The organism is Bacteroides zhangwenhongii (genome assembly GCF_009193325.2).
Lineage (GTDB): Bacteria > Bacteroidota > Bacteroidia > Bacteroidales > Bacteroidaceae > Bacteroides > Bacteroides zhangwenhongii.
Genome location: NZ_CP059856.1, coordinates 2,631,503 through 2,648,388 on the forward strand (window position 1 = coordinate 2,631,503; position 16,886 = coordinate 2,648,388).

Annotated in this window: 11 protein-coding genes; 1 reads left to right on the forward strand and 10 read right to left on the reverse strand. The window is 38.8% G+C overall.

Translation table 11 applies throughout. The features are described 5' to 3' along the window. Positions 1 to 14 precede the first annotated feature (14 nt). The 8 genes from GD630_RS10735 to GD630_RS10770 form a co-directional block, all read right to left on the reverse strand. The gene (locus GD630_RS10735) at positions 15 to 2,621 is read right to left on the reverse strand and encodes an alpha/beta hydrolase family protein (RefSeq protein WP_143865465.1); all 2,607 of its coding nucleotides are present in this window, start codon (positions 2,619 to 2,621) and stop codon (positions 15 to 17) included. Beyond that, positions 2,622 to 4,607, reverse strand: coding sequence for a TlpA family protein disulfide reductase (locus tag GD630_RS10740; protein WP_143865467.1), 1,986 nt, complete (start codon positions 4,605 to 4,607; stop codon positions 2,622 to 2,624). It abuts the gene before it with no gap. A gap of 39 nt (positions 4,608 to 4,646) precedes the next feature. Beyond that, positions 4,647 to 5,570: a hypothetical protein gene (locus tag GD630_RS10745; RefSeq protein WP_143865469.1), complete on the reverse strand. Its 924-nt coding sequence runs from the start codon at positions 5,568 to 5,570 to the stop codon at positions 4,647 to 4,649. A 36-nt stretch (positions 5,571 to 5,606) separates the two neighbouring features. Beyond that, positions 5,607 to 7,046 carry a RagB/SusD family nutrient uptake outer membrane protein gene (locus tag GD630_RS10750; RefSeq protein ID WP_182505585.1) on the reverse strand — a complete coding sequence of 480 codons (1,440 nt, stop codon included), beginning with the start codon at positions 7,044 to 7,046 and terminating at the stop codon, positions 5,607 to 5,609. A 55-nt stretch (positions 7,047 to 7,101) separates the two neighbouring features. Further along, positions 7,102 to 10,716: a SusC/RagA family TonB-linked outer membrane protein gene (locus tag GD630_RS10755; RefSeq protein WP_143865473.1), complete on the reverse strand. Its 3,615-nt coding sequence runs from the start codon at positions 10,714 to 10,716 to the stop codon at positions 7,102 to 7,104. Positions 10,717 to 10,822: 106 nt separating this feature from the next. Then, positions 10,823 to 11,911 carry a FecR family protein gene (locus GD630_RS10760; RefSeq protein WP_182505586.1) on the reverse strand — a complete coding sequence of 363 codons (1,089 nt, stop codon included), beginning with the start codon at positions 11,909 to 11,911 and terminating at the stop codon, positions 10,823 to 10,825. Between the two features lie 56 nt (positions 11,912 to 11,967). Further along, a complete protein-coding gene (locus GD630_RS10765) occupies positions 11,968 to 12,489 on the reverse strand; it encodes an RNA polymerase sigma-70 factor (RefSeq protein ID WP_143865477.1) in 522 nt (173 codons plus the stop codon). Positions 12,490 to 13,097: 608 nt separating this feature from the next. Next, entirely contained in the window at positions 13,098 to 13,697 is a 600-nt protein-coding gene (locus GD630_RS10770; protein ID WP_143865478.1) for a MarC family protein, read from the reverse strand. Positions 13,698 to 13,834: 137 nt separating this feature from the next. Here GD630_RS10770 and GD630_RS10775 point away from each other — a divergent pair, with 137 nt between their 5' ends. After that, complete coding sequence (locus tag GD630_RS10775) at positions 13,835 to 14,503, forward strand: Crp/Fnr family transcriptional regulator (RefSeq protein WP_055278462.1); 669 nt, start codon at positions 13,835 to 13,837, stop codon at positions 14,501 to 14,503. 162 nt (positions 14,504 to 14,665) lie between these two features. Here the strand turns inward: GD630_RS10775 and guaA are convergent, their stop codons facing one another. Continuing rightward, positions 14,666 to 16,189 (reverse strand): glutamine-hydrolyzing GMP synthase, encoded by a 1,524-nt coding sequence (guaA, locus tag GD630_RS10780; protein WP_143865480.1) that lies wholly within the window; start codon positions 16,187 to 16,189, stop codon positions 14,666 to 14,668. A 135-nt stretch (positions 16,190 to 16,324) separates the two neighbouring features. Then, the gene (gene mscL / locus GD630_RS10785; protein WP_007757250.1) at positions 16,325 to 16,771 is read right to left on the reverse strand and encodes a large-conductance mechanosensitive channel protein MscL; all 447 of its coding nucleotides are present in this window, start codon (positions 16,769 to 16,771) and stop codon (positions 16,325 to 16,327) included. Between the last annotated feature and the right edge of the window lie 115 nt (positions 16,772 to 16,886).

Genomic DNA, 16,886 nt, shown 5'->3' on the forward strand with positions numbered 1-16,886 from the left:
TCCTATCCGTTTTATTAGTTACTTTCAGCTTTCATCCATTCCGGCATAGGAGCAGCCTTCAAATAATAGTCAAAGAAACCAATCAACCTCTGCATAAAGTCACGACATTCGGCATCTCCTCCCATTTGATGGCCTACATCACGATAATTCAACAACCAGGCCGGACGTCCCAAACGACGCATAGCAAAATAAAGAGCCATACCCTGATAAACACGCACACTCGTATCTTTCTCACCATGGAATATTAACAAAGGAGTATGTATCTTGTCTGCATGCATAACCGGAGAATTGTCAAGATATAATTGTCTGTCCTCCCACAATGTTTTGCCCAAGCGTCCTTGCGCATCCTCCTCAAAATACATATTGGGCTGCCCGGTTCCGCGGAGCATCAGATAATCTGCCACCTGATCAGTTACTGCAGAACATGGAGAAGCGCATTTAAACAAGTTCGTACGTGTCACCAACCAAGCAGTCTGCGAACCTCCCCAACTATGCCCGTTGATACCAATACGTTCTTTATCCGCAATTCCATCCCTTATAAGTTGCTCAACTCCGCTTATCACCGCATTATAACAACTTTCATAAGGTGCACCAATACGATAACTAATGTCCGGACAGAAAACAACATATCCATTACTTACAAACCAAGGAATATCAATAGTCGCACTACTATATTCCGGTATACGATAACTATTAAGTCCTTGTGTCATCTTTTCATAAAACAATACGATCACAGGGTAACTCTTTCCTTTTTGGTAATCCTCCGGCAAAAACAAGATTCCTTCATTTTTCTTTCCCTCCAAATTAGTCCATGTGTACAATTGGGTACTCCCCCAATTAATATACTTTACCTGTGGATTAGTATCTGTCACCCGTTTCGGATTCCGTAACGTCAAGTCGGACACCCAAAAGTCTCTCTCTCCATAGTTTTCTTTCGTCCAAAGCACTACTTTATGATTTGCCGTACTCGCTTTTACCACAAGATTATAATGAGGATCCACAGCCATTTTACGCAGTCTCTTACCTTCTAGCACATACAACCCTTTAGTTTTACTTTTTTCATCAAAGCCTTCCAGATATAGTTTTCCCCCCGATATAGAAACCGGTTTTTCAGCTTTACGGAAAGTAATTAATTCTTTTCTGCCAATTCCTTGTGTCAAACACACCGGAGTTTTTCTATTTTTCAAATCAATACTCCATAAATCATACCGATCGTATACTATTACAGACTGATTATCCATATTCCAATCCGCTACACCATAAGAAGAAGCGTCAAAAGCGTAATCATGATCTTCCTCATATATAGGATAAGGTAATTTGCCAGTTGTCAAATCCCGAATATCTCCCGTTGCCATATTGATCAACCGCCATGCTTTAGGAGCCGGATCATATAGCAATGCTTGACTTCCATCGGGAGCCCAACTCAAATCATATTTACCATGGCTTGCCAACTTCTTCTTACTACCATTCATTCCGATATAATAAACATCATTATTAGGAGACATGGTCCAATCGGACTCCTTATACCAAGGAGTTGCATCAAACGCAATACATCCTTTCACTTCCTGTCCTTGCGGGAAAGCCAACGAAGACAATCCTTTCGTAGGCAAACTGAAACATTTTCCGGCAACAATATCATAAATATATTTATCATATGAAGAGACGTCAAAACCGGAACGTTTGAAAGAACGACGGGGTGAAATATTCTCATCCCAAACCCATAGTTCCAGATTCACCTGATCCGCTTCCCTCCTCATTTGTGGATAGACGGTCGGTTCCAGCTCAATCAACAGTTGAGTATTATTATTTATCAATCTAGACGAAGAAGATATCTTCGTCCCATCCGGTAATCCGGTAATATCACCATAAGACAGCAACTTTGTACACAGACGTTTATTCAAATCAAAAGTATAAATAGAAGCGGCATCGAAACGAGTATCGTAACCGGAAGCACATGTCAAAGTTCCGCAACCATTGGCCTCCGGGACACTAATGCCTGTAATATAGTATGGCACTTCTCCGATTCGTACTTGTTTCCCTCTGTTCCACAAATACAAAGTAGACTTCAAACTATCCGACACACTGTAAATCAAACGGTTCGCTTCAACCTGTCCAAAAGTATTAATACCAGTGATATGGTCCTCTTCTTCCGTCAACAGATTGACAAAAGTAAAATCAATCTTTCCTGCTGCCTTATATTGTACATAATAAGCCATGTCGGTACCCGCAATCGGAACTAGAAAAATATTCTCAGGCCATTGTTTTTCTACTTGCGTAGCTAAATTCAGCGTATAAACCAAAGGACGTCCTGAACCGGAATCATTTCCTTCCTTCTTCTTTTCATATTTCAGCAATTTACCATTACCCATAAAGGAGAAATTAGACAATCCGGTTTTTAAAATTGTCTCTCCGCTTTGTACATTATATATGTAAGTGGTATCCAAATCTTGCCTATAGAGAGCTCGAAAATTATATACTATCCACTTTCCATCCGCAGACAACTGAATCTGATCCACCGAACGCCACATTTTACAGTCATCCAATTTCATTGGAGGCTTCTGCGAGAATGCTTCTCCCATCCCCGACAGAAGAAGCATCATCAAACAAATAAATCCTTTCATTTATCTTTTCCGTATTAGTTCAACTGCATAACTGATTTCATCTGCCAATTGAGAGGGGCTTCCTGAATATCCCTCAGCTGTATAAAGCATCCTACCATTCTTTAAAATTACCTTACGGGGAATACCAGATGAGTTAAACTTCTGCGAAAATATGCTAAAAGTTTTATTGTAACTTTTTGTCCCCTCTTTCAATGTATCAAACAATACCTTAAAATGAGAATATCCATTATTGTTTAAGTACTTCTCTACAGCAGGTTTGCCCTTGATGCCAAAATCCATAGTATTTACAAAATAAAAGACAACATCAGAATCATTTGCATAAGCATCTACAGCTATTTTCATCCCCTCAAATGCCCGTTTACATGGTGCACACCAATTGGCCCAGAAATCAATCACTACAATCTTATCTTTAAAGCTATCACTTTTTATAATGTTGCCATTCATATCCAATAATTCAAAAGAAGGAATTTCTACATCAGTCATATGAGACTTCACCTCTTCATATAAGGCCTTTTTCAAAGCTACCCCTTTCAAATTATCAAGATAAGTCTTAAATTCAGCTTCAGATACAGGCTTAACCTCTTTGCGTAAAGCAGCCATCATTTCCGTAGTAATCGTATTATATTTCACTGACTTTTTCAAGACATCCAATGCTTGTTCATTCTTTCCTGCTGTTACCAGGATATCATAACGTGTCTGATTAACAGTTGCATCTGCATACGACAATTGGTCATCTCGGTAATAAGTCAACCAAGTCAACGCCTCTTCTGTTCTATTCAAATCTTTCAATAATTGTAAATAGATTCCTAAACGTTCGTAAAACTGAATATCAAGCAATACTTGCGCTTCCTTCGGAGTATATCTTAACTCCTCCGTATTATTCGACAAATCATTCCGCTTCAGCACTAACTGTTCCATCAGCGCTTTCGCTACCGGATAAATCGAGTCATTTTTTGCCAGTCTCAGTTTGTAAGCACGAAATATATTCCAGCGGAACACCTCACTTAATGTAACAAAATTCATAGATGGTAAAGCAGCCATTAACCTATCATACCGCTTTCCATCAAAAAGAGTAGAAGCATAAACACGTGTCAGATTATAGTACATGTAAGCTTGTTGCTTAGAGAACCGATCGTTCACGCAATCCTCATAAGGATACTTTTTAAAGAAACCTTCTGTCTGCGTCAAACGTTCTTCACCCAACGGCATCGCCTCTATCTGATGGAACATTTGGGCACGGGCCGTAAACCCATTAGGATATTGTTTTAAAACAATCGCCTTTATCGAATCAGCCTTCTCTTTGTCTTGCAACTTAAAACGATAGATATTCTCAAAAGTAGCATAAATAAATTCTGTTACGGCAAACTCCTTATTTATTTTCTGAAACAGAAAATCAACTGCCTTCTTGTTTTTTTCTCCCATACGTAAGGCTACCATATTCATATAGATGTCCACAAACTTAGGAAGGTTGGCTGCATAATGCTCCATTTCCTTAGTTGTCCACATCTCCACAGCCTCATCCTGAATATCAAACTTCTGAAAGTAATTTCCAATATGGAAGCAGGAAGGCTTACGAAATGTCCCCCATCCTAAATAGCCACCAGGCAGCATTTTTCCCTGTGTATCCAATGTAGTAAATACATATCCCCCGTTCTCATCATTATTATCTATTATACGGTTCCACATTTCACCAGCAAGAAATGAAAGAGCAAACAAAGCACAATTATCGGATAATTGATAAGTACCTTTCCACTGATTCTTTTCAACACGGATTAAAGTCACATCGTCCATTCTCCATAAATAATCTTCATAAAGATAAACAGTACAAGACAACGTATCATGGTTCTCCAACGGTCCTCCCGTTGCTTGATAATTAAATGAAATAAGAGAACCTGCCTGTGGTTTTTCAATACCGGACAAACGAGACTGTGCATAGCCGCTAAATACATATGCACAAAAAACAAACAATACTAATAACTTTTTCATTTTGTTTTTACCTTAGTTTTTATGCTCTAGAGTTTTTGATTATTGCAACTGAGATATCCTAGCCCCAATCTCATGAAGGTCAATCTCTAAAGTGTTTTGAAAATAATCAATTACTGCTTCATATTTATTCTTTACAGGATATCCCCGGTAGGAGTTCCAATTGGCATCATAGTATGTACCATTATCAAATTCATCCGTTAGGAAAGTACTCTCAAACTCCTCTTTGCTCATCATCACCAGATACTTTACAAACAATCCAAAATCATAATAGACATCCATGCCACCATCACGATACTCTAGAATACCTCCCCGATTGTATCCCCAATCACCCACATAATCTCCTCCCGCATTATTGATATAATCGTCATGATAAGTTTGAAACTTTTGCGGAATCTCCATCTTTTCTTTTGAAGTCGCGTAACCTGTAATAGCAAAAGCTATTTCACCAATCAATTCTTTCTTCTCTGAAACAGAAAGAGAAGATAACCTACCATTCACCGCACCAAAAGTAAGATGATTAAGTCCATATATAGCTTTCTTTGGAATCTTCTGATAGATTTTATTTCCTTCATCATCATATTGATAGGTATCTTTTAAACTGTACACTTCTGAAGCCAATAAAATCCGATAGGGCATAAACTTCCTCAAAAAATCATCACTCCAGATAGACAAACAATTTTCTTTCAGGAAACTCCATCCATCTTCGATACTATTACTCTCAGCTTCTATCGCATAATATGGAATATATTCCGTAATGTTCCAACGAAAATCAGCTTCACTAAATTTATATAATACTTGAACTCCATATTTATTATAAAATTCTACGAATTCCTGATCATAAGTAGCGTCTCCTTGAGGAAACTCTCCAAAAGTCATTGGTTCTGAAGGTGTTAAATCATCCTCTCCACAAGAATATATCCCAATAGAAAGCAAACAAATCATTAAATATATAAACTTCTTCATACCATCATTTTTTATTTATCCATATTAGTTTAGTACTTAATTCATCTCACCAATACGCTCCGGTGCCAATTCGTTTTGTTTCAAAGCTGAATTCGTATCCATCGCATCTTGCGGAATAGGTAATGCATAACCTAGATCTCTTTCTTTCAATGTATAAACAGTACGATTGCCCGACGCATCATACCAAGAATGTTTGATAGAAGGCATACCATAACGACGAAGATCAAACCATCGGTGTGACTCAAAGCAAAGTTCACGACGGCGCTCCTCATGACAAAACTCAATCAAATCTTCTGGGGTAGTCAATGTATAGGCTGTAAAATCTGATAAACGCTTGCTACGGAGAGCATCCAGGTCATCTGCCGATTTTTGCCCGCAAGAATTATCCCCGGCAACATATTTGCCTGCATAAGCTTCGGCACGATTTAAATAAAGTTCTGCAGTACGCCATACAAAGCCTTGTTCTTGGGTTCCCCGTTTAGCCATCCAATATTTATAATACATACTCATTTCACTAAAAAAGATACCTTTACGAGCATCCGAAGGTTCATATAGACTTAATAATCCACCGTCCGATCTACTCTCAGACACTTTAATAAGCGTAGCTTCCGTTTTTATACGTCCTGTTACACCTCCATTGATAAATATGACTTCCGGAAAGTCTCTGGAAATAATATTATTAGTAGAATACTGCGGTAAGGATGTATTACTCAACTGATATGTTGTCAAATCGACCAGTGCCGGTGCGTTTGTCAAAGCGGTATTCACATGTTCTATTACCTTATCCCAATTCTCCATATACAAATAGATACGAGAGGCTAAAAGATGAGCTCCAACATAATTAATACGGAATAATCCGATATTATTACTAGCTTTGTCATCAAGCAGTCTACAAGCCTCTTCAATATCTTTACATATCTGAGCATAAACTTCAGCAACAGTATTACGTGCAATACCCTCATCTTTTATCTCCGGTTCAATAACCAAAGGTACCCCCAAAAGAGTTTCCGGAGTATTTCCCGGACAATTATAAGGCATAGAATACATATTTACTAATAAAAAATAGTAATAAGCGCGAAGCGACAAAGCCTCGCCTCTTGTCTGTGCTTTTTCATCCTCTGTTCCATCCGCATCAGTCAATCCATCAATCACAAGATTACAAGCCATAATACATTTATAGAGGTTTTGATATGCGTGCAACAGACTAGTCATATCATAATCAGCCAACAGCAAATACATATTGGGTTGCCACGTATAAACCGCCCGATGAGCTAAATTCTCATCTGTATAATTATACGATTGTCCTTGTACCCCTTCAACATCATCACTCAATACATCCGTTATAGGATCCAAACAGATTGTCGTCGAATATCCTTCTCCATTCAACAATTCTTGATAAGCAGTTGCGGTTTTCGGTTCAAATTCATCCTGTGAGACTTCTTTCAAAAAGTCTCCACAAGAAGATAGTATACACACAATGAATATTGTTAATATATTTTTCACTTTCATAATCTACAAAAGATATTAAGATTTAAAAACTAAGACTTACAGAAAATGAATAAGTCCGTGTAATGGGCAATGCTACGCTTCCTGTAGATTCCACCTCCGGATCTTGCCCGTTAAATTTCGAACTACACAAAGTAAAAAGATTAGTAACATTAAATGAACAAGACATACTTCCGACATTTAACGGACGCATCCACTTATCTGGAAAAGTATAAGTCAACATCAGATTACGGCAACGGAAAAAGTCACCTTTTACTACACGGACATCTGAATAATTATACATATCATAAGTATTCTGTTGAGATGCATTCGCAATCGGAGTATAGACATAATAGTTCTGAGCCTCCCCAAAAGCAATGCCCGGAATATTTGTATGCTCCTCATCGCCAGGTTCACGCCAACAATTCAAAAAATCCGTAGTTAAGTTTGTCTGTGGAGTAGGCATCTTCATTGTTCCGTTGAATAGGAAATTCAGACGTCTCACATGACCAAAAGCATAAGCAAATTGGGCATTCAATATAAAGTTCTTATAACGCAAAGAAGTAGAAAGTCCGCCATTAAATTTCGGATCGGTTGAACCGCAATATTTCAAATAACTTTTCGGGTCGTCACTTTTCTCCACATCCGATTCTTTTGTTGAACAATGCGCAAACGTAGCACGTCCCGTCTCATGATCAAGCCCTGTAAACTCCCATGCATACAGTGCATTCACAGGCTTTCCATCTTCATAGGCATTACCAGCCAAATAATCAAGATAAGTGTAATCCTGTTTAGTAGTATTACTAATATTATTAGTATTCTTTGAATAAATAGGAGTTAATGTCCAAGTAAAATCACGGGTCTTGATAGGAATGAAAGTTAACCCTACCTCAATACCATAGTTTTTCATACTAGCTCCATTACGGAAAGTTTGAGTCGTTCCATATTCACTGGCTACCGGCAAACTAAAAATCAGGTCTTTTCCTTTACGAACATAATAATCAACAGTACCGGATATCCGGCCATTCAAAAGAGAGAAATCCAATCCGTAGTTAGTACTTATAGTCTTCTCCCAACGTAAATCCGGATAAGGAAGCCGTTTGATACCCAACTGGTAATTCCCGGAGAAACGGTTGACTGCAAGCGCCATATACTGCGCTACCAAATTCGGACCTACCGAAGTCGGAATATTTCCTTGCTGACCATAAGAAAAACGTATGCTAAAATCATCTAAAGCTTTCCATCCCCTAAACCAAGCCTCATCATTCACTTTCCATCTTGCAGCCATACTCCACACCGGAAGAAATTTATGATTTGTATATTGTCCAAAGCGATTGGAAGCATCTCCACGTAAATTAGCATTAAAAATATAACGATTCTTTAATGCATAAACAAAAGTGGCATAAGCAGATACCGTATTGCTTTTCGAGTTCTTACGCGACACATTATGTTTGTCCAATGAAGAATTATTCAGAACTCCACTTCCAGCACTTTCCTTATCATACTCATAACTAATGGCCATTCCACGATCCGGATAATACCCATATTCCACATCACTTAATCCATCATATTGATTAGAATTGGCTTCATAGCCAATCATAGCATTAATAGCATGTTGTTGCATCGCCCCTAAAAGCGTAGCATAAGAAAATTGTGCACGAGCCGTATAGCTTACGTTATTTGTAGAACTGTAATTGAGAATACCCCCATGTGGCAACACGCTTTTCTTTTCTTCTTCACTGTTAGGAGCTACCGCACCATAATCATATCCACGAATACTAGCGATATAATAAGAACGTTCGTCCGCCCATTGATAGTTAGTAGAATTAACATAGCGCATCCCAAAAAGAGTCTGGAGTTTCAATCCTTTCAAGATATCTATGTCAATACCCACATTACCACTGAAATTACGAGATTTAGCCTCATTGCCGGTATGTGCCAACTCATTGAATATATTATAGGTCAAAGGATAGTTGTTGGACAACCCGTCGATTGTATTATTTTTGGTTGTATAGTACTCATCAGAAGCAATGGCACGGGTTGTCTCTAACGCATAAGAGTAAGGATTAGTAGTGTAAAATCCATCACTGCTTTGTTCCGAAAAGCTCAAACGAGTATAAGCTCTGACCTTTTTTGTAAGACGTGCGGAAATATTGGATGTCAGACTATAACTGGTTGAATTATCTCCCTTTGTCGTACCTTTAGAATTATTATATCCAATAGAAGTATAGTAATTGATAGTTTCATTTCCTCCTGAAATACTGGCACTATAATCTTGATTAAAGGCATTTTGGCAAAGCAACTTAAACCAATCTGTGTTCATTGTCTCATATTTAGCCACCTGTGCGTCAAACTCACTCTTCGTAATCTTCATATTATAAAAATCGAACAAAGCACCTTCAAAACCTGTCGCATAAGGTATATAATCATATAAATACCCTTTTTCTGCCACCTCTTTAGAAATACCAACACGTTCTTTTGAATTCATAAGATTGTACTGCGAATAACGAGGCCGCCCTGTGAAACCCAAAGAAGCCGAGAAACTTATCGAAGGTTTCCCTATCTTACCTTTCTTTGTTGTTAACACAATGACTCCATTCGCTGCACGCGTACCATAAATAGCGGTAGCCGAAGCATCTTTCAAAAATGTAATGGATTCAATATCATTCGGATTAACTCCCGCAATTGCATTCCCCAGCAAACTACGGGTGGCATTCAAGTTCACCTGTTCAAGCATATCTGCTCCTGTTCCCTGTAACACATTATTCAATTCATCATTAGACAAATCAACAGGGTCTTCATAAACAATTCCATCCACCACCCACAAAGGAGAAGCATTTCCATAAATCGTAGAAGAGCCACGCATACGAATACGGGGAGTAGCATTAGGAGAACCGGAACTATTCTGTACCATTAACCCCGGTACAGTACCTTGTAACATTTTATCCACTGTATTGAGAGTCGGAATTTTTATATCATCCATCTTCACCATAGAAGTGGAACTTGCCATCAGACGCTTATCCATCACTTGATAACCGGTAACTACCACTTCATCAACAGCATTCACCAGTTCTTCCAGTTTCACCTGGACTCCCCAGCCATCATTTACCATTTTTTCTACAGTCTTCTTCCCTATAAAAGAAAAGGTAAGCATCGCACTCTGTCCCTCTTTTACCGGAATAGAAAAGCAACCATTCAAATCGGTCAATGTTCCTGTCGAACGTCCATTCTTCACACGCACGGATACACCAGGCAAAGGTTCGTCATTTTCATCTACTACCTGACCGTTTAAGAAACCTTTCTGCGAATAATCTTTTTTCAAGAACACATGAATATACCTACCATCTACCGAACTGTTAATCGGTTGTCCGGCAATCAGTTTCTTTACAGCTTCCGGAGCAGTCAATCCCTCAATAGTAGCATTTACACGGATGGCATGAAGTTCATTGTAACTAAATACAATTTTATAACTAGACTGCTTCTCTATTTTCTTCAAAGCATCTGTTAATTTTTCATTCACGCATTTCATCGTAACCCTCTTTTCCTTCTCCTGCGCAGCTAAACCAGTAACCAAGGCGCACATTATCAGGAAACACACCAGGTACTTCCAATACCGTACCCCCGATCTTTCTCGGAGCTCTTCATTCAATCGTCTCATCATATATTATTTGCTAATTTAAATGTAAAGTCACAAATAATACGTAATCAACAATAATCGGGTACCAATTTTAAAAAGAAAATAGCAAAAAGATTAAAAATAGAAGATTTTATTGAATTATTATTCGGTTTCCATCCAATGTTACATAAAATATGCCAAGCGCATTCAAATTACGTATCGCATACATCAGGCTTTCTGTACGACTGGCAACAAAGTGCATCTTATAATCGATCATCTCATCATTCTCAAAAACAACATCCACATTATACCATCTTCCTAATTCCTGCATTATCTCTATAAGTGATACATTATCAAAATAAAAATATCCTTTCTGCCACTCTAAATATGGATAGGTATCTACTACCTGCTTCTCTAACTTTCCATTTTCAGACAAGGTAACTTGCTCTCCCGGTTCCAAAATCAAAGATTCCGTTTTGTCATTAGTTACCGTCACTTTACCCTCTAACAAAGTGACATGAGCATCTATTTTGGAATAAGAACGCACATTAAATTTAGTACCGAGTACAGCAGTCTCGAAATAATCGGTCTTCACAATAAAAGGATGTTCTTTATCCGACGCTACATCAAAATAAGCTTCTCCTTTCAAATAAACGATTCGTTGTTCTTTCACAAAAACATCCGGAAAGACTAGCTGACTGGCAGCATTAAGCAATACGGTAGTTCCATCGGAAAGAGTAACCGTATAGTCCTGTCCACAAGGAGTAGTCAGTGTTTGCAACTGTTCTTGCAAAGGTAAAACAGACGTTTTCTTCGCACTCAAATCAATGGATTTACGAGTGGCAACAATCCCATGAGCATATAACTGACGATCCGGCGTTTCTTCTTTTATTACATAAGTAACATCTCCGAAATTCAACTTGGGATCTACTGCCGACTCATCGGCTGCAAATACCTGTACCTGCACCACAGAAGGTTGATAGAAAAACACTCCCAAAAACAACCCTAAAAACAATATGGCAGCCACCGAAGCGGCAATACACCAACGCTTCAGCCGCCGCATCTTCACAGATTCGTCACAACGTACTTCATTGACAGATGAACGGATCTGTTTTTGTTTCTCCCAAAAACGTTTCCTTTCCTCCTCTATATCAGGAAAAGGAATATTGTCCATTGCCATTGCTCGTTTACAGTCTAATATCAGCCCTATATCCTTTTTATCATCTATATTTTCTATCATATTGCTACAACTTACTTTTATATTAATACGGTTTAACCCCATTTTGGGTACCATTTTTACGATTTTATAACAGATAACCGTTCTCGAAGTATAGAAAGTGCTTTCATAATATGTTTTTTCACTGCACTGGAAGTTACATCGAGAATCTCTGCTACCTCCTGATATTTCTTATTATTGAAATAACATTGTTCTAAAACAAATCGTGTCCGAGGCGGTAGTTCCGATATAATCTGTTTCACGATTCTGAGCCGTTCTTCATATTCTTCCGGAGTCATTCCCTCATCATCTTCCACAACATCCTGCAAATATTCCACATACTGGCGAGCCGCTTGATCATGCCGCAAATAGTCTATACATTTATTTCGCACGCACGAATACAAGTAACTCCCAATTGTAGCTCTCTCCAAACGCTCTATATTTTCCCACGCCTGTCCAAAAACATCCGATACAATATCACGACAAGTCTCCGAATCCTCCACGAAACCATAGGCATAGTAGAAGAGTTGGGAATAATATTTACTATATATCTTATCGAACTCCTCTATTGTTATCTTCAAATTCTTTTCATGCATCTTCATCAGCCCATTCGTTTGGAGCCAAAAGTACAAATTATAGATAAAAACTAAAATAAAAAAGCTTTTTATTTTTAAATCCTGTACTCATCTTTGTTCTATAATCTCTTATAATCCAAATGACTGGCAATCTCCCCTTTCTCTTTCCATCGAACAGCATTCCTTAAAACAACAAACTGTATTTTAGAGATAAACAAACATTTAAACTCCTGTTGTTCAAATACTAAAGTCCGATTTCCAATAAGATATCCCAACCGTTCCACTCTAGTGAACAGATCTGCTCACTAGAGTGAATAGATCCGTTCACTTCAATGCAAAGAACTATTCACTGGAGTGAAATGGTTGATATGTCTATTAGAAAACGGAGAATAAAGGCTAAATCGCTTAAAAAATGCGGTAATCCGACACATAAACAGCCTTTAATTTAAGATAGAAAGGATAATACAAATCGTGTATGAGAGATAGCAGAGAAAAGAATGAGAGATAACGACATAGAGTATGAGAGATACAGATACATTAAAGTATCTCTCATAAAACAAACAACTAATTATCAATAGCTTATCATTATTTTATGAGAGATATGAGAGATGATTTTTTTTAATCGTTTAGTGACATCAATGATTCTGCAATGCCTCAATCAACAATGTTATATTGGCGGTGAACAATCTGACGGAAATAGCCAATAGAATGATACCAAAGAACTTACGAATAATATAGATACCACCTTTGCCGAGAAAACGCTCAACACGTCCGGTCATACTCACCACGAAATATACCCAGATCATATTCAGCACCAAAGCTATAATAATATTAATGCTTGCATATTCAGCACGGAGAGAAAGCAACGTCGTGAAAGCTCCAGCGCCCGCAAGCAGAGGAAAAACAAGCGGAACCAAAGTAGCCTCTTTGATAGGACCCTGATTCTTAAAAATCTCAATATCCAGAATCATCTCCAAAGACATGAGAAAAATAACAAATGCACCTGCAACCGCAAATGACTCAATATCCACATGAAAAAGCTTCAACATCATATCACCCGCATAGAAGAACCCGATTAACAAGACGAAAGAGATGACAGTAGCTTTCATCGCATTTACATCTTTGCCTCTTTCTTTCAGGTTAATAATAATAGGTATAGAGCCGATAATATCTATTACGGCAAAAAGTACGATAAACGCACTGACCATCTGCTGCCAATTAAAGCCTGTGAACATAATTTCCTCCTTTTTTTCTGCAAATATACTCTATTTTTATGCATTCAAACAATAAAAAAAACAAAAAGAGAGGTCAGATGTTGACAGCAGTATCGTATTATGAGTAAATTTGTACGATTAACAAGAAATTACGACGTATGGAAACAATGTTCGACACTTTGCTCCAATTGCCTTTATTTCAAGGTCTTTGTAATGAAGATTTTACCAGTATTCTGGAAAAAGTAAAGCTACACTTTATTAAACATAAAGCGGGGGAGACCATCATTGAAAATGGAAGTGCTTGCACACAACTTTGTTTTCTATTGAAAGGAGAAGTTTCAATCGTCACAAATTCCCCCCAAAATATATACACAGTTATTGAACAGATGGAAGCACCTTATTTAATAGAGCCGCAGTCACTGTTCGGAATGAGCACCCATTACACCTCTTCTTACATAGCACATACAGAAGCGCATACTGTAAGTATCAGCAAAGCCTTTGTGCTCAGCGACCTGTTCAAATATGATATTTTCCGACTTAACTACATGAATATTGTCAGCAATCGGGCACAAAATCTCTATTCCCGTTTATGGGAGGAACCGGCTCAGGACTTGAAAAATAAAATCATTCGTTTCTTCCTGCTACATTGCGAAAAAACACAGGGAGAAAAAATATTCAAGGTAAAGATGGACGACCTTGCCCGTTATCTGGATGACACCCGGCTGAATACGTCCAAAGCTCTTAATGAACTGCAAGACAACGGTGTGCTTGAATTACGCCGGAAAGAGATCCTAATCCCGGACGCAGTGAAGTTAGTGAACGATTAGAAGTGGCTCTGCAATAAACGAAACAATTCGACTATTGCTAAATTTTTCACCACAGATTACACAGATTTCCACAGATTAACATTAAAAGCTCGTTTTAATAAAAAATCTGTGGAAATCTGTGTAATCTGTGGTGAGTTTTGATATATAACTAGGAATAATTTGTCACTCCCACTCTATGGTAGCTGGCGGTTTAGAACTAATATCATAGGTTACGCGATTCACGCCTTTCACCTTATTAATAATATCATTTGATACTTTACCCATAAATTCATATGGCAAATGTGCCCAATCGGCAGTCATAGCATCGGTTGAGGTCACAGCACGCAATGCAACAGCACGTTCATATGTACGCTCATCACCCATGACACCGACAGACTGCACCGGCAACAGAATAACTCCCGCCTGCCATACTTTATCGTACAGTCCCCAATCACGCAATCCTTGAATAAAAATATCATCCGCATCTTGTAAGATACGTACTTTCTCACGGGTAATATCGCCCAAAATACGTACAGCCAAGCCCGGTCCGGGGAACGGATGGCGGGTAATCAGATGCTCCGGCATACCCAATTCACGCCCCACACGACGAACTTCATCCTTGAACAACAAGCGAAGCGGCTCGCAAAGTTTCAGATTCATCTTTTCAGGAAGTCCGCCTACATTATGGTGGCTTTTAATCACCGTACCTGTAATGGATAACGACTCGATGCAGTCCGGATAGATTGTTCCCTGAGCCAGCCATTTTACATCCTTTATCTTATGAGCCTCCACATCGAATACATCGATAAAACCCTTACCTATAATCTTACGTTTACCTTCCGGCTCAGTCACGCCCGCCAGTTCCGAGAAGAATTTTTCGCTGGCATCTACACCAATCACGTTCAGTCCGAGACATTCGTAATCTTTCATCACATTCTTGAACTCATTCTTACGCAGCATGCCATGATCTACGAAAATACAAGTCAGGTTCTTGCCAATAGCCTTATTCAACAACACGGCAGCAACAGAAGAATCTACACCACCGCTCAAACCGAGCACAACCTTATCATCTCCCAACTGGGCTTTCAATTCAGCTACAGTACTTTCAATGAAAGAGGCCGGTGACCAGTCTTGCTTGCAACCGCAGACATCCACCACAAAATTCTTCAATATCTGCGTACCGTCTTCACTATGAAACACCTCCGGATGGAACTGTACGCCCCATACCTGCTCACCCTCTATCTGATAAGCCGCAATCTCTACTTTATCCGTCGAAGCGATCTTTTTGAAATTGTCAGGAATAGCGGTAATCGTATCACCGTGGCTCATCCATACTTGCGAGCCGTCACGCACTCCTTTCAGCAGCACATTATCTTTGCAGAAAGAAGCCAAATGAGCACGTCCGTATTCACGTGTACCTGCCGGTTCCACTTTTCCACCATTGGTATACGACAGATACTGCGCACCATAACAGATACCCAATATCGGATATTTACCGCGAATCTCACTCAAATCGACTTTAAACGCATCTTTATCGTAAACCGAAAAAGGACTGCCCGAAAGGATTACCCCTTTAATTGTTGAATCATCTTTTGGAAATTTGTTGTAAGGAATGATTTCGCAATATGTATCCAATTCGCGCACACGACGGCCTATAAGCTGTGTTGTTTGTGAACCGAAATCAAGAATTATTATTTTTTCCTGCATATAAATGGTTGGATTTTAAATAAATGATTTGCAAAAGTAGAAAAAAGTACGCAATCTATTATTAATAATAAGGAGAAAAATAAAAGGAGATTCACAGGATAATGCCCGGAACCTCCTCCTATTATTTTATCGGAATTAATCTCTCTTCTCTTTCAGCAAGTCACGAATTTCCGTCAACAGTACCTCTTCTTTCGTAGGTGCAGGAGGAGCAGGAGGTGCGGCAGGCGCTTCCTCTTTTTTCTTTGCCGTCAGTTTCGTAATCAGGCGTATAAATAAGAATATAGAAAAGGCAATAATCAGAAAGTCAAAGGTAGCCTGCAAGAACTGACCGTAATCCAATGATACCGCAGGCGCAATCTCTTTGCCGTCGGCTCCAATCTCAGCCGCCTTCATTACCCATTTCAAATCCGTAAAGTTCACACCGCCAACCAGCAAGCCGATCGGAGGCATAATTACATTAGCAACCAGCGATGATACGATCTTGCCGAACGCCCCACCAATAACCACACCGACAGCCATGTCAATGACGTTTCCTTTCATTGCAAACGCCTTAAAGTCCTGTAAAAATGTACTCTTTCCCATCTTTTTTCAATATTTAATGTGAATTTAATATGCGAATATAAAAACATTTTTGTAATTTTGCACCGCATTTGAAAAATAAAACAAATGCGGAGACCGAGAGATATTTGAACAAATA